The 20,298-nt window shown below is 44.6% G+C and carries 16 protein-coding genes; 9 read left to right on the top strand and 7 right to left on the bottom strand.

Features of this window, described 5'->3' with window-relative positions:
- Positions 1-11: 11 nt before the first annotated feature.
- From pstB to ACAM39_RS07930, 4 genes are all read left to right on the top strand, one after another.
- Complete coding sequence (gene pstB / locus ACAM39_RS07945) at positions 12-767, top strand: phosphate ABC transporter ATP-binding protein PstB (protein WP_060995484.1); 756 nt, start codon at positions 12-14, stop codon at positions 765-767.
- Positions 768-971: 204 nt separating this feature from the next.
- Positions 972-1,874 carry an iron uptake system protein EfeO gene (efeO, locus tag ACAM39_RS07940; RefSeq protein ID WP_369627280.1) on the top strand — a complete coding sequence of 301 codons (903 nt, stop codon included), beginning with the start codon at positions 972-974 and terminating at the stop codon, positions 1,872-1,874.
- A gap of 79 nt (positions 1,875-1,953) precedes the next feature.
- A complete protein-coding gene (gene efeB / locus ACAM39_RS07935) occupies positions 1,954-3,294 on the top strand; it encodes an iron uptake transporter deferrochelatase/peroxidase subunit (protein ID WP_369627279.1) in 1,341 nt (446 codons plus the stop codon).
- A gap of 102 nt (positions 3,295-3,396) precedes the next feature.
- A complete protein-coding gene (locus tag ACAM39_RS07930; RefSeq protein WP_369627278.1) occupies positions 3,397-5,193 on the top strand; it encodes an FTR1 family iron permease in 1,797 nt (598 codons plus the stop codon).
- A 71-nt stretch (positions 5,194-5,264) separates the two neighbouring features.
- Here the strand turns inward: ACAM39_RS07930 and ACAM39_RS07925 are convergent, their stop codons facing one another.
- From ACAM39_RS07925 to ACAM39_RS07905, 5 genes are all read right to left on the bottom strand, one after another.
- On the bottom strand, positions 5,265-6,998 hold the full coding sequence (locus ACAM39_RS07925; protein WP_369627277.1) for a hypothetical protein: 1,734 nt from the start codon (positions 6,996-6,998) through the stop codon (positions 5,265-5,267).
- Between the two features lie 360 nt (positions 6,999-7,358).
- Positions 7,359-7,760: a ribosome silencing factor gene (rsfS, locus tag ACAM39_RS07920; RefSeq protein WP_050324756.1), complete on the bottom strand. Its 402-nt coding sequence runs from the start codon at positions 7,758-7,760 to the stop codon at positions 7,359-7,361.
- A gap of 144 nt (positions 7,761-7,904) precedes the next feature.
- Positions 7,905-8,657 (bottom strand): nicotinate (nicotinamide) nucleotide adenylyltransferase, encoded by a 753-nt coding sequence (gene nadD / locus ACAM39_RS07915; RefSeq protein ID WP_369627276.1) that lies wholly within the window; start codon positions 8,655-8,657, stop codon positions 7,905-7,907.
- A gap of 291 nt (positions 8,658-8,948) precedes the next feature.
- A complete protein-coding gene (gene pta / locus ACAM39_RS07910; RefSeq protein ID WP_369627275.1) occupies positions 8,949-11,093 on the bottom strand; it encodes a phosphate acetyltransferase in 2,145 nt (714 codons plus the stop codon).
- Between the two features lie 64 nt (positions 11,094-11,157).
- Positions 11,158-12,333: an acetate/propionate family kinase gene (locus ACAM39_RS07905; protein ID WP_369627274.1), complete on the bottom strand. Its 1,176-nt coding sequence runs from the start codon at positions 12,331-12,333 to the stop codon at positions 11,158-11,160.
- 342 nt (positions 12,334-12,675) lie between these two features.
- Between ACAM39_RS07905 and lptM the strand changes: the two genes are divergently transcribed.
- The 4 genes from lptM to xerA all read left to right on the top strand — a co-directional run bounded on the left by lptM (position 12,676) and on the right by xerA (position 16,451).
- Positions 12,676-12,978: an LPS translocon maturation chaperone LptM gene (gene lptM / locus ACAM39_RS07900; protein ID WP_369627273.1), complete on the top strand. Its 303-nt coding sequence runs from the start codon at positions 12,676-12,678 to the stop codon at positions 12,976-12,978.
- Positions 12,968-14,275, top strand: a complete 1,308-nt coding sequence (lysA, locus tag ACAM39_RS07895) for a diaminopimelate decarboxylase (RefSeq protein WP_472828197.1) — start codon at positions 12,968-12,970, stop codon at positions 14,273-14,275. Before lptM ends, lysA begins: the two co-directional genes overlap by 11 nt.
- 184 nt (positions 14,276-14,459) lie before the next feature.
- A complete protein-coding gene (dapF, locus tag ACAM39_RS07890; RefSeq protein WP_060995477.1) occupies positions 14,460-15,392 on the top strand; it encodes a diaminopimelate epimerase in 933 nt (310 codons plus the stop codon).
- 24 nt (positions 15,393-15,416) lie between these two features.
- Positions 15,417-16,451, top strand: a complete 1,035-nt coding sequence (gene xerA, locus ACAM39_RS07885; RefSeq protein ID WP_369627272.1) for a site-specific tyrosine recombinase/integron integrase — start codon at positions 15,417-15,419, stop codon at positions 16,449-16,451.
- Positions 16,452-16,529: 78 nt separating this feature from the next.
- Here xerA and ACAM39_RS07880 read toward each other — a convergent pair whose 3' ends face one another.
- Both ACAM39_RS07880 and ACAM39_RS07875 read right to left on the bottom strand, forming a co-directional pair.
- A complete protein-coding gene (locus tag ACAM39_RS07880; protein ID WP_036594464.1) occupies positions 16,530-16,988 on the bottom strand; it encodes a cyclic nucleotide-binding domain-containing protein in 459 nt (152 codons plus the stop codon).
- Between the two features lie 17 nt (positions 16,989-17,005).
- Complete coding sequence (locus ACAM39_RS07875) at positions 17,006-18,019, bottom strand: nitrilase-related carbon-nitrogen hydrolase (protein WP_369627271.1); 1,014 nt, start codon at positions 18,017-18,019, stop codon at positions 17,006-17,008.
- Positions 18,020-18,236: 217 nt separating this feature from the next.
- On the opposite strand from ACAM39_RS07875, the gene ACAM39_RS07870 reads away from it, so the two are divergent.
- Positions 18,237-20,030 carry an RNA polymerase factor sigma-54 gene (locus tag ACAM39_RS07870; protein WP_369627270.1) on the top strand — a complete coding sequence of 598 codons (1,794 nt, stop codon included), beginning with the start codon at positions 18,237-18,239 and terminating at the stop codon, positions 20,028-20,030.
- Positions 20,031-20,298 lie beyond the last annotated feature (268 nt).

Genomic DNA, 20,298 nt, shown 5'->3' with positions numbered 1-20,298 from the left:
AGGTATTCATCATGACCGCAAAAATGCAAATTCGTAATCTAGAGTTTTATTACGGTAAATTTTTAGCCCTTAAAAATATCAACATCGATATCGCTGACAAAAAAGTTACCGCGTTTATTGGACCGTCAGGCTGTGGTAAATCAACGTTACTGCGTACCTTCAACCGTATGTATGACCTATACCCCGGCATGAGTGCCACGGGCGAAATCAACCTAGATGGACAAAACATCTTGGATAAATCGGTGGACGTCAACTTGCTGCGCGCTCGCGTGGGTATGGTATTCCAAAAACCAACGCCATTTCCGATGTCAATCTATGACAACGTGGCATTTGGTGTGCGTCTGTACGAAAGCTTAAGCCGCGCTGAACTAGACGAGCGCGTTGAATGGGCGCTCAAAAAATCGGCACTGTGGACTGAAGTTAAAGATAAACTTAAAGCATCGGGTCTGTCATTGTCGGGTGGTCAGCAGCAACGTCTGTGTATCGCCCGCGGTGTGGCAACCCGTCCTGAAGTATTGCTACTAGACGAACCCACCTCGGCACTTGACCCTATCTCAACAGGCTCAATTGAAGATTTGATTTCAGACCTAAAAAATGATTACACCATCGCCATCGTTACCCACAACATGCAGCAAGCGGCACGGGTGTCTGACTATACCGCGTTTATGTACTTGGGCGAAATGATGGAAATGGGGGATACTGATAAAATGTTCACCAACCCAGACCGTAAAGAAACAGAAGAATACATCACGGGTAAATTCGGCTAAGCTATTTTGTTATTAGGCTATCTGCGCGTCATTTAGTCAATCACAATACCTCGCTACCTCGCTGGTGCGGGGTATTTTTTTGCCTAAACTTCTAAGCATATCAAAGTAAAATAAATATTGATAACGATTCTCATTTACACTATAATTCGCAAATTGTCATTATTTTTTTTATTATTTATTCGTATTTACTTTTAAGGATGTTTTATGTTGAGCCGTACTTTTACTTTATCAATATTACCCCTAACGATATCTGCATTACTATTGACGGCTTGTCAAAAAACCGAGCAAAAAACCGACGTAGCACCTGCTGCAAGTAGTGCCGCAACAGCGCCTGCAACGAGCAATGCTTCTGCAGTCACAGCGTCAGCACAGAGCTCAGTTGATATGAGTAAAGAAACGGCGGAATACAAAGCTTGGGTGCAAACCCAAATTGATAGCTTGCTCGCCGATACCCAAAAATTTGTCGCATTGCTCGAAGCGGGTAAATTAGAAGAGGCGAAGGCGTTATACCCAAAAGCGCGCATGTATTTTGAGCGCTCAGAGCCGATTGCTGAAAGTTTTGGCGACCTTGACCCACGTATCGATAACCGTGAAGCCGACCTTGAGCCCAATGAAGTATGGACAGGGTTCCATGCGATTGAAAAAATCTTGTGGACACAAAACACCACCAAAGGCACCGAAAAACTGGGTAAACAACTGATTGCAGATGTCAAAGAATTGCACGCCAAAATTCCAACGGCGGAGGTGACAGGCGACTTGATGGTGCAAGGTTCAGTAGATTTGCTCAATGAAGTATCAACGAGCAAAATCACCGGCGAAGAAGAAATTTTCTCGCACACAGACTTGTATGATTTTAAAGCCAATATTGAAGGCGCAGAGAAAATATTTGCCATTTTAAAACCAAAAATCCAAGCCAAAAACCCAGCGTTAGTCACAGAGCTTGAGCAAAAATTTGGCGCAGTCAACCAACTACTTGCCAAACACCAAGTCGGGCAACAAGACTATAAATCCTATAAAGAGTTAACCCCTGCAGATACCAAGGCGCTAGCCGAAGCGGTGAATAAACTCGGCGAACCCTTAGCGCAGATGGGCATTGTATTGCAATAAGTGAAAGGTGAAGCAAAAAATTGCTTCACTTTACGGTTTTAGGGTGCAATAAAAAGGTCAGTACGGTGTTAGAGGCAGCATGAAAGATAGTAGATTAGATAAGCAAGCGCAAGAAACAGGGATGGGATTAAAAACCTCAAATCGTCGCAGTTTTTTACGCCAATTTGGTGCGCTCAGTGTCGCAGGCGCAGGTTTAGCTGTATCAGCCTGTCAGCAAAAACCAAGTGAAAACTTACCTAACTTGCAAGCTTTGGATGGCAATCAGTCCAAAGATAGCGATAAAAACGAAAATCCTAAACATGCCGGTGATGATGCCAATACTACCAAAAATAGTTTTGCGGATGTCAAATATGATTTTTATGGCGAACACCAAGCAGGCATTACCACGCCGTCACAGCGTAATATCTATTTTTTAGTGATGGATTTACATACCGACAAGCTCGACGATGTCAAACAGATGTTCAAAGACTGGACAACCTATGCGGCCAATTTGACGCAAGGTAAAAACATCAAAGCGTATGAAAAAAACCCGTTTGTGCCCCCGACCGACACAGGCGAAGCAGACAGCATGGGCGCATATGGGTTGACGTTGACCTTTGGTATTAGCCCAAGTTTTCTAAAAAAAATGGGACTTACTCATAAGCAGCCCAAAGAATTCCAAGACTTACCCAAGTTCCCGCGCGATCAGTTACGAGAAAATTTGACCGGCGGCGATATCTGTATTCAAGCCTGCGCCGAAGATGCCCAAGTGGCGTTCCACGCGGTACGGCAATTGGTACGCCAAGCGCGTTCTAATATCACCATGCGTTGGAGTCAGTCAGGTTTTGTTGGGTTTGATACCGGCAACCATACGCCCCGTAATTTATTCGGTTTTAAAGACGGCACTGCCAACCAAAGCACCATTAAAGCTGCGGACAAAAACTTATGGGCGGACGCGCCTGATTGGATGAAAGGCGGCACTTATTTGGTCACCCGTGTCATCCAAATGCATCTTGAAACTTGGGATCGCACTTCGCTTAAAGGTCAAGAAGATACCTTTGGTCGACATCGTGATAGTGGTGCGGCGATTGGACAAAAAGGCGAATTTGACACCTTTGATGTGCACGCCAAAGACGCGCAGGGTAAAGCAGTGATACCTGAAATTTCCCACATGGGACTGGCAAAACGCACAGGCGTGGAAATGCTACGCCGTTCGTATTCTTACAGTAGCGGCATTAACCCAGCCACCGGGCAGTTTGATTCTGGGCTGCTGTTTATTTCATTCCAAAAATCGCCCGAGCAATTTATCATCATCCAAAATGCCCTAGGTCGTCTTGATAAAATGAATGAATACACCACCCACATTGGCAGTGGGCTATTTGCTTGCTTCGGTGGTATCCCGCAAGGTGGCTACATTGGACAAGCATTGTTTGAAGCTTAAGGTTCAAATGCAACTTGTATCAGTTAAAATAGATGGTTAAAAATACACGCTTAAAAATAGACGGTTAAATAGACGGTTAAATAGACGGTTAAAAAGTTACTCATGATAAACATCACCCAAAAAACCTTGCTAAGTTTTGGTCTAGCAAGTTCGCTGCTCATCACCACTCAAGGCTTACAAGCCCAGCAACCAACGCCTGCAAGTGCCCAGATAGCGACGCAAGCCAGTCAACCAGCCAGCAAAAAGCTGAATTTAAGCCCTATTTTTATCAACCTATCAGACGCGATGGCGGCAATTAAAGCCAATGATACCCCAAAAGCCAAGGACACCCTCGCGCAAATTCAAACAGCCTTTGATGCCATAGATGCAACGGCAAAAAATTCCACGCTTGGGCAACAGACAAGCCAAGCGATTGGGCAAGCCATCAGCAACCCCACAGAAGCCAATTTATCAGCCGTGTCAAATGCGTTATATGCCTTTGAAAAAGAACAAAATCCTGTAGATTACAGCGCGAAGCGAAAAGAGTTTGCCAAAAAAATGGTACCTGCGTATGACAATCTTAATCAAGTCATACAACGTGCAGCACCAACAGATGTCGAAACGTTACGGGCGGCTTACAACCAGTTTAATGCAGTTTGGCTAGGTAATGAGCGGGTCGTACGCAATACCAGTATGGGGCATTACGGCAAAATCGAAACATCCATGGCGCTGATGCGAGTGGCGATTGAAACCCAACCCATCAATATGGCGCAAATCAAAACCCAATCCGCCGCGCTAAAAGATGCCATCGACAGTTATAACAAAGGTGACGTAGCCGCTGTGCAAACCACACAAACCGTCACTCTGGCAGATAGTATCCAGTTACTGCGCGATGGTTTACAAGCGTTTAAAACAAACGATGCAGCGACTGGTCAAGCCAAGTTAGGCGAGTTTATTAGTATATGGCCAACGGTCGAAGGCGATGTTAGTACGCGTAACCCCAGTCTATATAATCGGGTGGAAAGTCAAATTCCGTTAGTCATGGCGAAGGGACAAGACCCTAAACAGCAGCAAACACTGCAATCGATTATCAATGAATTGGCAGCAATTAATCCAACAGCTCAATATACTGCGGTTGACTCGATGCTGATTTTGCTTCGAGAAGGGTTGGAAGCCTTATTGATTGTCATCTCGCTGTTATCAGCTTTAACCGCTGCCAAACAAGTCAAAGCCAAAAAATGGGTGTATGCTGGTGTCGCTTTTGGCTTACTTGCCAGTATCGCAGGCGCGATGGCATTACAGCTATTATTCCCTGCGGTGACTTCTGCCGCCAATCGTGAGATGTTTGAAGGGGTCATTGGCATCGTTGCGGTGATTATGATGATTGGCATCGGCGCGTGGCTGCATAGCAAATCATCCGTCCAATCATGGAACGCTTATATCAAGCGTCATATGGGGCAAGCCATGACGGCAGGCAGCTTTGTGTCGTTATTTGGATTGAGCTTTTTATCCGTGTTTCGAGAAGGCGCAGAGACCATATTATTCTATGTCGGTATATTACCCAATATCAGCATGAGTAATTTTTTAACTGGGATTGGTTTGGCGCTTGTAGCACTGGCAGCAGTGGCTTGGGTGCTGCTAAAAACCTCAGTTAAATTACCGATTCCACAGTTGTTTAAAGTCTTAACTTGGGTGATTTACTTACTGGGCTTTAAGATTTTAGGTGTCAGTTTGCACGCCCTACAATTGACAGGGTATCTGCCGATGACCGCCATGAGCCGCTTGCCCGCCATTGAATCGTTAGGATTTTACCCAACGCTACAGACATTTTTGGCGCAAATCGGCTATGTTATTATTGTAATCGCCATCAATCTTTGGATGAAAAACCATCAACGTCAGCAAACGGCTACGTTAGCCTAAACAACAAAAGCTAGCAAATTTGCTAGCTTTTGTTGTTTTACCAATCGATAAGACGATAGATATCTGGATGATTAGCCCCATTCTTGATTTGTGCGGAACACATCGGCATTGATTTGTTGACGTACCGTTTGAAAATCAAAGCTGTCACGTTTTTCTGGCAGACAAAGTAGCTTAGGTAAACGTGTTAGTCCAAGCTCGCCATCAATAAAGGCATAGTGGCGGAAATTTTCGTCAATGATAATATTACACTCGAACTCTGGATAAACAATCAGCTGTTTTTGATCTTTAGCCAAACGAATAATTGACATAAAGAAGTTTTCATTGAGTTGATGACGATATTGGGTGAGTTCTTCCAAGCTATATTTGGGCGCTTTTGGTGTAATCAGCTTACGTAAAAAGCCCGACGTTTCAACTTGTTTTTGATAGTACAGTACTTCCTCTGTCAAAATATCAATGGTTGATTGTTCTTCTTCTACTTTTGTAAGCTGTTTATCCAGATACTGCATCGGTGCCATAAACAATTTTTGTTTTTGCTCGGCCTCAATGGTCACATCATTGAGATAATTTCGGATCCGATGGGTGAGCATACGCATCGATACCAATCTTAATGTGGTACGTTTTGCAACCAATGAAAAGCTAGCCAGCGGCTGTAGACAAAAATCCCGTAAGCAGTTGGTCACGTTGGCAATTAACCAATCTAAGTGATAGTAAAAAAACTCAAGGTCATTGATGTCTTTGAGCGCTATATCAAAAATACGCGGTAGTTTATTTAAAATTAATATAGAAAATTGTTTTTCAAAGTTTTGCATCCGCTCTTCAATAATAGCTTCAATCTGGCGTCCATCGGTAGCTAGCGGTTTACGAATTAATGGATAAATATAGCGAATTAACAAATCTTTAGAACTATTGATAAAGATTTTTACTGCTTCATTGACGCTTCGCTCGAGTGTATACATACGCGACAATTGCATCAGTATATTAGCTTTATTGGCAGGCAAATTAACCCCCCCACGCTCAACCACGACATGGGTTAAGTAGATATACTGACCCGAAACATCACTGTCTTCGAATAAAAAACGGCGGAATGAAAAAGGATTTTGATTGGCTAAGCGTGTTGGGCCGATCAGGAACCAATAGTTTGGCGTTTCAACCACCACATAACGCCGCACTACCGCCTCTTGCTGCAAAAAAACAGGGAAGCGCTCAGAAGATAATTCTTGCATATCTTGACCATCCCAGCTTCTAAACTCCCAGCCTTGAATCTGATGCTTTAAAAATACTGATTTAAAATAAGCGCGAATCATATCGGGAGTCAAGTTGCGTAGCCCTGGCGCCAGCGATATCTCAATATTGTCAATCCAATGCGATAAATCATACAAAAATGCTTGGCGAATTTTTTTGGCAAGGTGATGCTCATTTTTGGCATCATACAATTCAATGCTGTCAAAATGATCGAGCATCGCTTCTATTTTATCTGCAAGCTCTAAGAGGCTAACACCTTGGGTCGGTGCTTTTAGGAAATTGAGCATATGATTCGCCATCATCATGACTTTATCATTGCTAGAGGACGTGAGGGCTAAGGTATCAGATAAAGAGACTGGACGCTGGGCTAAAAATTTCTTGCTGGTCTTATCATACATGATACCGCGGGGTACCAATAGTTGTCGAAAAACGCTATTTTGACTTTCCTTATCAAGTTTAGGAAAAATATCACAGAGAGTTTGACGCCAATCATCGCTAAAAATGGGATCAATGGATTGCAGTCGATAAATGTCGTAATGTGATAAATCAAAGATATGTGCCATTTAAACATTCCAATACACGATAATTGTCTCTAAATGATTGGTTTAAATCCCATTATACAGAATATTAATCGATTACTGTAGATAAAATAGAACTATGGTTGATAAATTAATTTGATTTTAGCGAATTTTATACTGCTGAATTTAAACGCAATAACTTAAGATAAGGCGTAATTCTAGGACAAAATTTTATTAAAATTCGGGGCGTACAAACAAGGAGTTTGAATCATTAGGAAAAAATGGCTTAAAAAATTAGATAAAAAATTTTTATAGATATTTCTACTTAGTTTAAGCAAAAAAGGTTCTAACATTGAACCATGCTAGAACCTTTGAGCTTAATTTTGGCTAAATTTGAATTAGAAATTAAGCGGTTTTTTCCATACGCTCGCGCTGCGATTGACCTTGCCATAAGCCTTCTAGGTCATAAAACGTGCGGGCTTGTGGCATCATCACATGCACCACCACAGCGCCCAAATCAATCAAGGTCCAATCACTGGTGCCTTGACCTTCCACACCAATCGGATTAAATCCTGCTTGCTTCGCTTTCATCGCGACATGGTCGGCAACCGCTTTAAGGTGGCGGGTAGATGTCCCTTCGGCAATCACGATACGCTCCATGACTTCAGTCATATCAGCAACATCGAGTACGGTAATGTTTTTGGCTTTTAAATCATCCAAGGCATCTTGAACGATGTCAAGGCAAGTGGTTAACTGTTGGTGGGCAGGGTGTTGATTGACTAAACTAGCAAATTGGGTATCGGTCATAAATGCGTGGGTTCCATTAATTGGGTCATAATGATTGGGTTATAAGGGTAGCTTAAAATAGGATCATGACAATCTTAAAAAAAGTGCGCTATTTTAACAAAAATCTAACGAACAGGTTATCAAAAAATGTAAATCAATATCAGGCTAAACGTCTGGGGCATATAACTGATGCTCAACAATATACCGATAAACTTGACTCGGTAAACTTAGCTGCGCTTGCTGTCGTTGCTCAGCTTGTACGCTATAGATCCAAGCTCTGATATCACGACTGGCAATATCAGGCACGACAAACTTATCAATATAAATATGGTTGGTGGTTTGATTTATCAAGTCTTTTGGCGAATGAATGATAAAAGGCACTAACCGATTATCAATATTTATACTAGGGGGTTTATCCGTATTGGTTAAAGCATTTTGGTTTAAATTTTGGTGTAAATTGTGGCTTAAAGTGGGGCTAAGGCTGCCCAAGGCAGGACGGGGTAGCACCCATAGATTGGTCAGCGAAAGTAGCTCAAAGCCGCGATACCATTTATCAAGCTGTTCAACACTGTCTTGTCCGAGGATAAAAATCAGTAGGTCATTGGGGTAACGCTGTCTAAACTCATTCAAGGTATGAAAGCTATACACAGGTGGCTGGCACTGCAGCTCAGTCTCATCAATCGACAAAAAAGGCACATCGTTAATCGCAAGCAAAAGCATTTGAAGGCGCTGCTGGTTGGAAGTTGGCTTATTTTTTAAGGGCGAACCTGCCGTGGGCAATAATTTGGCGATGATATCAACATTGGGGAAGGCGCGCATGAGCTCATGGTATACATGCGTAATCATCTGTAAATGCGCCAAATGTATCGGATCAAATGAGCCACCCAACCAGACACGAATACAGCGAGGCATTGTCATAACCACAAACCCAATATAAATTTAGGGTAAAGAAAACTAAAATCCTTCATCATCACTACAGCATCTTACGGTTGGTTTGGTGGTTCATCGGTTGGTAAATTGCGCACAAAAATCACTTTGTGCAGAATTTTACCATAAAGCAATTTTTGGGCATAACAGATTGTGGCGCACTAGCCTAGTGGTGGAACAGTAGCCTTGCATTGCATTTAAGCTAATATCCTGTGTCACAGGCAATGGTGATAGACAATAAAAAGGTGAGTATCACACTCACCTTTTTTTAAACATAAACGCTTAAAACTCACCGCTATCGGCTTGAACCGCTGTGAGCGCAATGGTATAGACAATATCTTCAACCAAGGCGCCACGCGACAAGTCATTCACAGGCTTATTTAAGCCTTGCAGCATAGGACCGACGCTCACCACGTTGGCAGAGCGCTGCACCGCTTTATAGGTGGTATTGCCAGTGTTCAAATCTGGGAAGATAAACACATTGGCTTGACCTGCCACTAGCGAGTTTGGCGCTTTTGATTTTGCCACGCTTGCCACACTGGCAGCGTCATATTGTAACGGACCATCAATGAGCAAATCAGGCGCTTTAGCTTTGGCGATTTCGGTGGCTTGACGCACTTTATCCACGTCTGCGCCTTCACCTGATGAACCCGTCGAGTAACTAATCATGGCAACTTTGGGTTCGATACCAAACGCTTTGGCGGATTGGGCGGATTGTAAGGCGATTTCAGCCAGCTGCTCTGCGGTAGGGTCTGGGTTGATGGCACAGTCACCATACACCACGACTTGCTCAGGCAGTAGCATAAAGAAAATCGACGATACCAGCGAGTACTGCGGCGCTGTCTTAATTAACTGAAACGCCGGGCGGACGGTATTGGCGGTGGTATGTACAGCGCCAGATACCAGACCATCGACTTCACCCAAGTGCAGCATCATCGTACCCAGCACGACAGTGTCTTTGAGCTGTTCATGGGCTTGTAGTTCATCGAGTTTGCCTTTACGGCGCTCAACCATGGGTTTGACGTACTTGTCAATCAAGGTATCTGGGTCAAGAATCTGCAGGCCTTCAGGTAGGGTGAGCCCCAAGTTCTTGGCAACCTCTTCGACCTCACTGCGTTTGGCAAGTAAGATACAATGGGCAATACCACGAGTCTGACAGATGACCGCCGCTTCAACGGTACGGGGCTCAGCGCCCTCAGGGAGTACGATGGTTTTTTTGGCAGCTTGGGCTTTTTTGACCAAGGTATGACGAAAAGCCGAAGGCGAGAGTTTGCGGTTGTGGTTGCCTTGACTAAAAGTGGTTTTGATCCAGTCCAAATCCAAATGCGCGGCGACAAAATCGGTGACTTCACAGGCGCGAGTGGTATCATCTGCGGGGATTTCATGGCTGATGTGGTTAAGTTTGGTGACAGTATCAAAGCTGTCAGTATCAACCAGCATTACAGGAATCCCCGTTTTTAACGCGGGGCGACACAGATTGATAATTTTTTGGTTCGGCATGATACCGCCTGTCAGAATAAGACCTGCTAGCGGTACACCATTCATGGTGCTAAGCGCAGTCGCCAAAATTAAATCATCACGGTCGCCTGCGGTCACCAGTAAGTTGCCACGGGTGAAAGAATCTTCAATATTGGCAACGGTACGCGCAACCAGTAAAGTATTAAGCACACGGCGGTTTTTGGCGTCACCTTCATTGAGCCATTTGGCATCAAGCTCACGAGCCACGTCCCAGGTACGGGGCACACTTAAGGTATTGCTAAAAGGCACCACGCCAATCAAGCGAAATTTATCGGAGTCAAAATAAGGGGAGTGGGATTTAATCGCCTGTAACTGCTCAGCTGCCAAATCAACTTTGGCTTTACCCGGCGCGACGGGTTCTTCATCATAATGGTTGTCCACGTTTTTGACGCGCATCAAAATCGTGCCTAGCGTGCGCTCGCTTGCCATGCCGCCAAAATCACGGGCAAAAATATCTAGCTTGTCTACCAAACTATCAGGGTTTGCAATATCGCCACTACTGACCAAGATGACTTTGGCATCTAGCGCATTGACGATGGCTAAATTCACCAATTCTGCATAACTTGAATCATTGTCGGCAGCCAGACCTTCACAGACGATAACGTCATATTGCTCAGCCAATGCTTGGTGCATCGCAACCACTTCTTCCATCAAGTCATCCAACTGACCATCCCCAATCACGCGCTCTAAGCGGCTACGGTCAATGGAGGGTGGCGGGTTTAAGTTAAAGGCATGTTTTGCAAGCACACTTGAGCTGTCATCACTCTCATGATTGGCAGTGATATTTTGGCTAAAGGGTTTTAAAAATCCGGCTTTTAGCCCGATATAATCAAGTGCACGGATAAAACCCAAACAAGCTGAGGTCAAGCCAATGCCGCTACTGGTAGGCACAAATAAAATCGTTTGCATGATAGTTCCTATTTGTTGTTTTATTCAAACTAAAAACCCTGATGAGGCATCAGGGTGAGAGGGTTTATAAACCTAAGACTTCTTTGGTTTCTTTGGCGATTTGGTATTCTTCATCGGTCGGAATCACCCACAATTGCAGTAGGCTATCGGCTTGGTGGAAGCTACCTTCGGCACCGCGAGAGAGCTCGGCATTTTTGTCAAGGTTCGCTTTGATGCCAAAATGCGGCAAGTTTTGTAAGATTTTTTGGCGAATCGAGGCGCTGTTTTCACCGATACCACCGGTAAATACTAAGCCAGTAAAGGTCGGTAACGCACAGCTGAGTGAAGCGATATAACGCGCTGCCTTATAACAGAAAATTTCGATGGCAAGTTTGGCATCCTCGTTGCCTTCATTGGCGGCTTGCTCCACCGTGCGCATGTCGCTTGAGATACCTGAAATGCCCAACAACCCGCTTTGTTTATTTAAAATTGTATCAATTTGGTCAAGGCTATAGCCCAAAATACGGTGTAAGTGAATATGCAAACTTGGGTCAACATCACCACTGCGCGTACCCATGACCACACCTTCCAGCGGGGTCAGACCCATGCTGGTGTCCAAGCTTTTGCCATCATACACGGCGGTTAACGAGCAACCATTACCCAAATGCACCGTAATCCAACCATTGGCTTGGTTGTGAGGGGCTAGGCTATCAGCGCGGTGGCTGACATAGGCGTGCGAGCTACCATGAAAACCATAGCGACGGATATAATGCTCATTGTACAAATCTTTTGGAATGGCATAGCGGTAGGCTTTGGCGGGCATGGTTTGGTGAAAGGCGGTATCAAACACGACCACTTGCGACAAATCTGGGTAGATTTTTTCCACCGCTTCAATACCTAAGGCATGGGCGGGGTTATGTAGGGGTGCCAATACTTTTAGCCGTTTGACTTCCGCCAAGACATGGTCATTGACTTTTTCGGCATGAGAAAACTCACGTCCGCCATGCACCACACGGTGACCCACGGCAACAGGTTTGTAAGCTGCTAATAAACCTAATATTTTTTGCAGTGCCCATTGGTGATTGGCGCCTGCCAAAGAGATTTCGACTTTTTCCCCATTGAGGTCGGTGTGTTTGATACGCGCCGTATCTAAGCCCAAGTTCTCCGCAAGACCGGCAACCCGCTCGCTGCTGTCATTGCTTAATAACGCGTATTTGATTGATGAAGACCCACAATTAAGTACTAAGATCGGATTTTGCATGGCTGTTCCTTTAGACAAGATCTTGTGCATTCCTTGCAACAAGCCCCTTCCTAACTGGATTAAATTTTAAGCTATCCTTGCCTTCAGTAATTTATTGTAGATTAAAAAAAATGTATTGTGGTAATTTTTTGCCAAATTTTTGTTGTCATCACTATACTATAGCAAAAAAGCATACCACAACAGTGCTGGTGTCAACAAAATGAAAAATTAACAAAAATCATGGATTTAATGCTCATCTTTAGTAAGGTGAGATAATTGCTTATAAAACGCAAAAACAGCTACAATAACCCCATCGCAAATTTTATTTTTACACTTATTTTATTCTTAAAATTAAGGGCATTCATGCAAATTTCAAAACTATCCCCAACAATCGCCGTGCTGACGGTGATGTTGGCAACCCATGTGCTGACAGGATGTGGGCAAAAAGGGGCATTGTACCTACCCAGCAACAATAGCCAACAAGTAGTCGATGCGGCCGCCAAACCCACTAGCACCACTGCCAATGCCTCTGATACCAAAGTCGATGTCAACACCCAAGATCCCAACGTCATGATCGACAATAACGCAACCCCAACACCGCAATCAGCGCATCACTCAGCGACTACGCCATCTGTGCCATCGGTTGGAGGTAAAAATGATTACTAATGATGCAGCCGCAAGCTTAGCGATCAACCCGACCGAACACGTCAAGTCAAGCAACTGTCTGAGTTATGATGGCAATGCCCTGATGATGGATGGTGTCAGTCTTGCGGATATCGCACAGACCTTCGGCACACCGACCTATGTGTATAGTCAGCAGGCGATTTTGGCAGCCTATAAAGCTTATGATGATAGTTTTGCTGAGATTGAGCATCAAATTTGTTATGCGGTAAAAGCCAATAGTAACCTTGCGGTATTAAACGAACTTGCCAAAGCAGGAGCAGGGTTTGATATTGTCACAGGGGGCGAGCTTGCGCGGGTTTTGGCTGCAGGTGGCGACCCCAAAAAAATCGTATTTTCAGGACTTGGCAAAACCGCCGAAGATATCCGCACCGCCCTTCAAGTAGGGATTGCTTGCTTTAATGTCGAGTCAGAAGCTGAGCTGTACCGTATCAATGCAGTGGCAGGAAAACTACAACGGCAAGCGCCAATTTCGCTACGCGTCAACCCTAATGTCGACGCGCAAACCCATCCGTATATCTCCACAGGGCTGAAAGAAAATAAATTCGGCATTACCCATGAAGACGCACCCCGTATCTACCAAATTGCCCATGACTTACCGCACCTAAAAGTCGTCGGTATTGATTGCCATATTGGCTCGCAGTTGACCCAAGTTCAGCCTTTTATGGATGCATTGGACAAAGTCATTGAGATGATTCACGCACTTGCCAAGCAAGGTATTGCGCTTGAGCATATTGATTTGGGCGGTGGCTTGGGTGTGCAGTATATTGACGAAGACGTTGCAAGTATTGAAGAATTTGCGCAGTTACTCTTACCAAAACTGAAAACTTTAGGCTTAACACTGTATCTAGAGCCAGGTCGTAGCATCGTTGCCAATGCAGGCGTATTGTTGACCCGCGTCGATATTTTAAAACCTACCGAACACAAAAATTTTGCCATTGTCGATGCCGCGATGAATGATTTGATTCGTCCGGCACTTTATCAGTCAGAGATGGCAGTCATTCCTACACAGTTGAACTCACCGGTTGCACCCAAAGTTTGGGATATGGTCGGGGCGATTTGTGAGACGGGCGACTTTTTGGCAAAAAACCGTGTGTTGGCATTGGCTGACAATGATATTCTAGCCATCACAGGCGCAGGGGCGTATGGGTTTGTGATGTCGAGCAATTACAATAGCCGCCCCCGTGCTTGTGAAATCTTGGTCAAAGATGGTCATGCCCATGTCATTCGTGAGCGTGAAACGGTTGAGAGCCTTTGGCAAAACGAAAAATTGGTAGAATAAATCTATCCTGTAAGGTTTGCTGGCAACGCTAAGCCTTATTTGTCCCGCTGAGCCCAAAACCTTAGCAGCCAAGTCCAAATTTGCTTGACTTGCTAAGGTTTTTTTGTTCCCCAATTGCCTTATAAAAAATCAGCTATCATGATAAGATAGCGTGCATAAATCAAAATAATTTTAAGGAATAACAATGTTAATTGAATTTACCAAAATGCATGGACTGGGGAATGACTTTATGGTCATTGACCTAGTCACACAGCGACTTCACTTGACCAAAGAGTTGGTAGCGTTGTTAGGGGATAGACACTTAGGTATTGGCTTTGACCAGTTGCTGATTGTTGAGCCGCCAAGCCGCCCTGATGTCGATTTTCGCTATCGTATTTTTAACAAAGATGGCAGTGAAGTGCAGCAATGCGGCAATGGCGCTAGATGTTTTGCCCGTTTTGTGCAGGCGCGTAAGTTGTCATTTAAACAACGTATTCGAGTAGAAACCGCCAGCGGTATTATCACTCTTAGCACCGATGATTATGGCTGGGTAAAAGTGGATATGGGCAAACCAAAATTTGAGCCCGATGAGATTCCTTTTACCCCCAAAACCATTACTAAAGTTCAAAATTCATACCGGCTAAATGTGGATGGTACGCCTGTGACACTCTATGTCGCCAATATGGGCAATCCCCATGCCATTATCAAAGTAGATGATGTATTGACCGCTGAGGTGGAAAAACTCGGTAAAGCGATTGAGAGCCACCCTGCATTTCCGGAGCGCGTCAATGTCGGGTTTATGCAGGTGATGAATAATCGCCATATCAGGCTACGCGTCTATGAGCGCGGCGTGGGCGAAACGCAAGCTTGTGGCACAGGCGCGTGTGCTGCCGTTGCCACAGGGGTGCGTGAAGGCTGGCTAGATGAAGGCGTGGATATTCGAGCCCAGTTGTATGGCGGCAGTTTGGTGATTCGTTGGCAAGAAGGCTATCCTGTGTATATGACGGGTCCTGCGACCTTTGTGTACGAAGGGGTGTTTAGTCCTGAGGGTTTGATGGCAGGTGCAGGGCTGAAATTTGCGCCGGCACAATCAAGTGAGGAACATCGCTCAGACGAGGGACATCCTTACCATGAATAGCCCCCAACCTCGATAACCGCCACTATGCCAACTAGCCGTAGCCTAAGTCAAGGGAAAAATAGTCAAGGAAAAAAGGGCAACCGTGTAGGCAAATCAGCAATCGATGATTTGCCCACCCACTTAATGCCACATGAGGCAGAAACTGTGCTCAATACCGATGACCAAGCTTTGGTAGACCGCTGGCTGGCTGAGCTAAGCAGTAAGCGTTATAGCGCAGCGACCATCAAAAGTTACCGCCAAGCGCTACAGCCTTTTTTGGCGTATTGCTACCAACAACATACTAAGCTTTGTCACATCACCCGTCAGCAGTTGTCAGACTTCCTAATTCAACGATTGGATGTCGATAAAATATCCAAATCCAGTAGTCAATATGAACTGACCGTGTTGCGTCAACTCTATAAATGGTTGATTGTTCAGCAGCTGATGACACTAACTCCTACCACAACCATACGTCTTAAACGCGCCCCGAGACCCTTGCCCACACTACTTGATATCGATGTATTATCCCAGCTGTTAGACCAAGCTGCGCCAGAAGATAGCCATGAAGCGCGGTTATGGATTCGCGATAAAGCCATGCTAGAATTACTGTATGGCAGTGGTTTGCGGGTCGGCGAGCTCGTGGGACTTAATATGTCTGACATCGACAAATCACAGCGGCTGTTACGAGTACTCGGTAAAGGCGGAAAAACGCGCATCGTACCGATTGGCGAAAAAGCTTGGCAGGCACTCATCAACTATTTACCGCATCGCTCTCTGTGGGTGGAAGAGCAAGACCCTGCGGTATTCGTCAGTGAACGTTATGGGACGCGTATCTCAACGCGCACCGTGCAGCTGCGTATTAAGCTACAGGCCAAACGAGCCGGCATCGCGCAAGACTTATACCCGCATTTGCTGAGACACTGTTTTGCGTCACATATTTTAAGTGATAGTGGTGATTTGCGTGGTGTTCAAGAATTGCTAGGACACAGTGATATCAGTACCACACAGATTTATACCCATTTGGATTTTGGGCATTTATCGCAAGTGTATGACAAAGCACATCCACGCTCGCGGCGATAGCGCACAATAATAGGCAGGTTAAGCAGTAATATTAAACATGAAAAAATATTAAATCTAGCCACATCAGCCTTAGCCATCTTAAGCATTTACCGCGCGGGTCAAATGCTCAGAAGTACGGCGAAGATTAAGGCTCAAGATAATCGCTAAGCCACGCAGCATCTCAACACCGATACGAGGATAATCTGATAACAATCGCTCAAAGTCAGCTCGGGACAAGGTGACAAGCGCACACAGGCTGGCGGCTTTAATGGTAGCGGAGCGAGTTAATAAATCTAACAGTGCCATTTCACCCGTACTTTCGCCCGCCCGAATCTCGCCGACTTTAATTTCTGCCCCTGAAGGGCTGTATTTAATAACTGATAGCTCCCCAATCAGCAAAAACGCCATAAAATCGCCATGCTCGCCTTCCGTAAATAAGACTTCTTGCGGACTCAACTGTTTAAAATGTAGTGAGTTTTCGACTACTTGAAACATATAAGGATCAAGACGGCTAAAGATTGGGCTATTCTTTAAATATTCAAAAAGTGGATTATCCATTTTTCGCTTAAGGGTCGTTAGGTATTATTTGCTATGATAGTCAATTTTTGACATTCGAGCAACGCAATATTCTGCCGAGTTATTTGCTGCGCATCCGCATCAAAGTCGGCAAAAATCACGCTCGGGGCTTGCTGGTAAAAGGTTGTTTTAACAGCAGTTTGGTCAAGCTCTGGGCGACTATCTGAAGCAGCTAGCCAGCTTGCTGCTTTGGCAGATAAAGGTAAATGCGCTAAATTGTTAGTGATATCAAAATCTCGGGTTGCTGCATCGTTTGCTGCGTCGATTATTTGGGTCAAAACGTTCTCGCCATCACTGCTGATAAATTCGCTATGCCCCCAAGTGCTGCGTACTTTGCCAGGCGCTAAGGGATTGACGACATGGTCACCCGTCTGACCTGCGCCAATGACCATGCACTGACTATCGAGCGCCCTTGCGGTGAGTAGCGCATGCCAATGTGCTTTACCTGTTTGGTAGGTAAACGCCGAAGGCGCGGTGAGTATATCTGCACCTAGTTCGCGTAGTTTGACCGCAAGGATGGGGAAACGAATGTCAAAACATACCATCATGCCGACTTTGCCAAACTCGGTATCCGTTACAATAAGCTTATTACCGGCTTCGAAGGTTCTACCTTCATCATAGTTGCCTGTGCTATCATTGACGGTGGCTTTGAACAAATGAATTTTGTCATAGCGCGCTAAGCAGTCGCCTGTAGGGTCAAATAATAGTGAGCTCTGCCGAAGTTTGCCGTCAGCGACAGGCGTACCATCAGGTCGATACGGGCAGGGCAAGGTTCCTGCCAGCAGATACACACCGTAGTGGCGGGCAGCCTGTGCCGACCAAGCTTTTAAGGCATCAAAATATTGACTGGCAAAACCCTGTTTGCCAAAACAAAAAGCATTTTCTGGCAAAATCACCATGCGCGTGCCGCGTTCACTGGCAATTTTAATACCTAATTCAATAGATTGAAGATTTGCTAAGATGTCGGTCTGGCTATTGAGTTCAACAATCGCAAATTTTGTCAGTTTTGTCATGGTGTGATTTCGTAAGCAAAAAATTTAGGGAAATTTGTGGGTGCTGCAGCTAAGTAAAGCTAAGCACAGTTAAGCTAACTGCAGATAATTAATATACGGCTGAATATCAAAAAATACTAGCATATCTTGTTGAAACAATACTAAACTAGCAACCTAGCAGAGCATGAACACAACATCTAAACTAACCTCATTAGAGTAAGGCTTAAAAAAACGCGTTATGAAAATTGGTATTGGGGCAAAGCTAACGACCGGGATGACACTCACCCCGCAAATGCAGCAGGCAATTCGCTTGCTGCAATTATCGAGTCTTGAACTTGAACAAGAAGTACAGCTTAAACTCGATAGCAACCCCCTGCTTGAGCGTGAGGAAGAGTGGGAGACGTTTTATGACGACGCCGATAACCTACCCGATGGCGAAAACTATCCAGAACAAGACATGGATAAAGACTATGACTATGACGATGATGACTATCAAGTAGAAGGTGTTGAGTTGTCTGAAGTTGATTTGGATGACTATAACCGCCATGAAACTGAGGTGTTGGAAGATTATCTAGCGTCGGATGATTTTTATCCTGCTTCTACTAGCCAAGATTATCCGCAACACAGTGAACCCTCGGCAGTGCATGAGTATGCAAGTCATAGCCCAAGTGACAGTTACAGTGACAGTTATGATGACAATAATAGGGACAGTTATGCAGACAGCGATTATCGCTATGATGAGGAATTTGGCTTAGACGGCATTGATAGTAGCGAGCATCTTAGCAGCCAGCAAATCGATATGCCTGTGGATGCACAGTGGGATGATATCTATAGCTATGAATCTTCGGCAGCCACTGGCATTGATAGCGAAGACAGTCAGGATGATTATAAGCTTGCTACGCAAGGAAATATTCAAGATTATGTCCGTTGGCAACTGAATTTAAGACGGCTCTCTACCATTGATATGCTGATGGCGGAGTATCTGATTGATAGCATGGACGAGCGCGGTTTTATCACGTTATCAAATGATGAGCTATTTCAGAGTTTTGATACCATGTTGTCATTTTATCAAGTTGAAAACGTGGACTTGGCGCTTGAAGACATTGAGCTTGTAGTTAAGCAAATACAAAACTGCGAGCCACTGGGCGTTGGCGCGAGAAATTTGGCAGAATGCTTGCTGATTCAGCTCAATAAATTACCGAGTCATACCCCCTCTTGGCAAGCAGCCAAGCAAATTTTGATGCATTCAGAATTTTTTGCCAACAATAACATCAATGCACTGCTTAAATCATCCAATCTTGACGTCTCTGAGATTCAGCCTGCGCTTGCCTTATTGCGCACATTAAACCCCAATCCTGCACTGTCTTATGAAAAATCACAGCGCCAGCTAGATAAAGGCATTGAAAGCTACGACATTCCTGATGTCATTGTCGTGCAGCGAGGGCAGCATTGGGAAGTCAGCTTAAACCCAGAAACCTTGCCAAAACTGCGTATTAACCAAGTGTATGCCAAACTTGTCAGTCGCAATGACAACAGCGAGCAAGGCGTTTATTTAAAAGAGCAGCTGTATGATGCGCGGCTGTTTATCCGTAGTATCGAAGAGCGTAATCAAAATCTACTAAAAGTTGCAACCTGTATCGTCAAACGTCAGCAGGCTTTTTTTGAGCAAGGCGTCATGGCAATGCAGCCGATGGTACTCAAAGATGTGGCAGATGAAGTCGGCTTGCATGAGTCAACCGTTTCTCGTATCACTACCAGCAAAACCATCGTTACCCCCAAAGGGCTATTTAGCCTGAAATATTTCTTTTCCAGTCAAGTCAGTAGTGATGAGGGGGAAGGCGTCTCTTCAACCGCTATCAGTGCGATGATAAAGCAAATGATAGAGGCAGAAGACCCCAAAAAACCGCTATCTGATAGCAGTATTATGAAGAACCTGCAAGATAAAGGTATTGATATTGCCCGTCGTACTGTGACCAAATACCGAGAAGGTATGAACATCGGTTCTTCTACGCAGCGTAAAGTGCGGTTTTGACCGCAATGTTGTGATTAGAGGGTCAGTCAAAATTTTTTCTAGCTGAACTTTTAAATATAAGTAAATTTTCAACTATAACTAAATTTTTAAATTTAACTAAACTTGTAAATTTAACTAAACTTGTAAATTTAACTCAACTCTCGAACTATTAACAAATCTCTTGGTATTTTGCTAAACACCAATGGTTGATAGCATACCCACCTTTTTGCATAATAGATTTATAAGGGATAAACCTTTTACGCAATAACGTGGCTCTTTTAGCAACTTA

Source organism: Moraxella sp. K02 (assembly GCF_041154755.1).
Taxonomy (GTDB): Bacteria; Pseudomonadota; Gammaproteobacteria; order Pseudomonadales; family Moraxellaceae; genus Faucicola.
Note: the sequence above shows the minus strand (reverse complement) of the source record. Positions and strands in the feature narration are given on the sequence as shown.

Coding starts and splice junctions, on each gene's coding strand:
- pstB (WP_060995484.1), top strand. CDS start 12: ATGACCGCAAAAATGCAAATTCGTAATCTAGAGTTTTATTACGGTAAA.
- efeO (WP_369627280.1), top strand. CDS start 972: ATGTTGAGCCGTACTTTTACTTTATCAATATTACCCCTAACGATATCT.
- efeB (WP_369627279.1), top strand. CDS start 1,954: ATGAAAGATAGTAGATTAGATAAGCAAGCGCAAGAAACAGGGATGGGA.
- ACAM39_RS07930 (WP_369627278.1), top strand. CDS start 3,397: ATGATAAACATCACCCAAAAAACCTTGCTAAGTTTTGGTCTAGCAAGT.
- ACAM39_RS07925 (WP_369627277.1), bottom strand. CDS start 6,998: ATGGCACATATCTTTGATTTATCACATTACGACATTTATCGACTGCAA.
- rsfS (WP_050324756.1), bottom strand. CDS start 7,760: ATGACCGATACCCAATTTGCTAGTTTAGTCAATCAACACCCTGCCCAC.
- nadD (WP_369627276.1), bottom strand. CDS start 8,657: ATGACAATGCCTCGCTGTATTCGTGTCTGGTTGGGTGGCTCATTTGAT.
- pta (WP_369627275.1), bottom strand. CDS start 11,093: ATGCAAACGATTTTATTTGTGCCTACCAGTAGCGGCATTGGCTTGACC.
- ACAM39_RS07905 (WP_369627274.1), bottom strand. CDS start 12,333: ATGCAAAATCCGATCTTAGTACTTAATTGTGGGTCTTCATCAATCAAA.
- lptM (WP_369627273.1), top strand. CDS start 12,676: ATGCAAATTTCAAAACTATCCCCAACAATCGCCGTGCTGACGGTGATG.
- lysA (WP_472828197.1), top strand. CDS start 12,968: ATGATTACTAATGATGCAGCCGCAAGCTTAGCGATCAACCCGACCGAA.
- dapF (WP_060995477.1), top strand. CDS start 14,460: ATGTTAATTGAATTTACCAAAATGCATGGACTGGGGAATGACTTTATG.
- xerA (WP_369627272.1), top strand. CDS start 15,417: ATGCCAACTAGCCGTAGCCTAAGTCAAGGGAAAAATAGTCAAGGAAAA.
- ACAM39_RS07880 (WP_036594464.1), bottom strand. CDS start 16,988: ATGGATAATCCACTTTTTGAATATTTAAAGAATAGCCCAATCTTTAGC.
- ACAM39_RS07875 (WP_369627271.1), bottom strand. CDS start 18,019: ATGACAAAACTGACAAAATTTGCGATTGTTGAACTCAATAGCCAGACC.
- ACAM39_RS07870 (WP_369627270.1), top strand. CDS start 18,237: ATGAAAATTGGTATTGGGGCAAAGCTAACGACCGGGATGACACTCACC.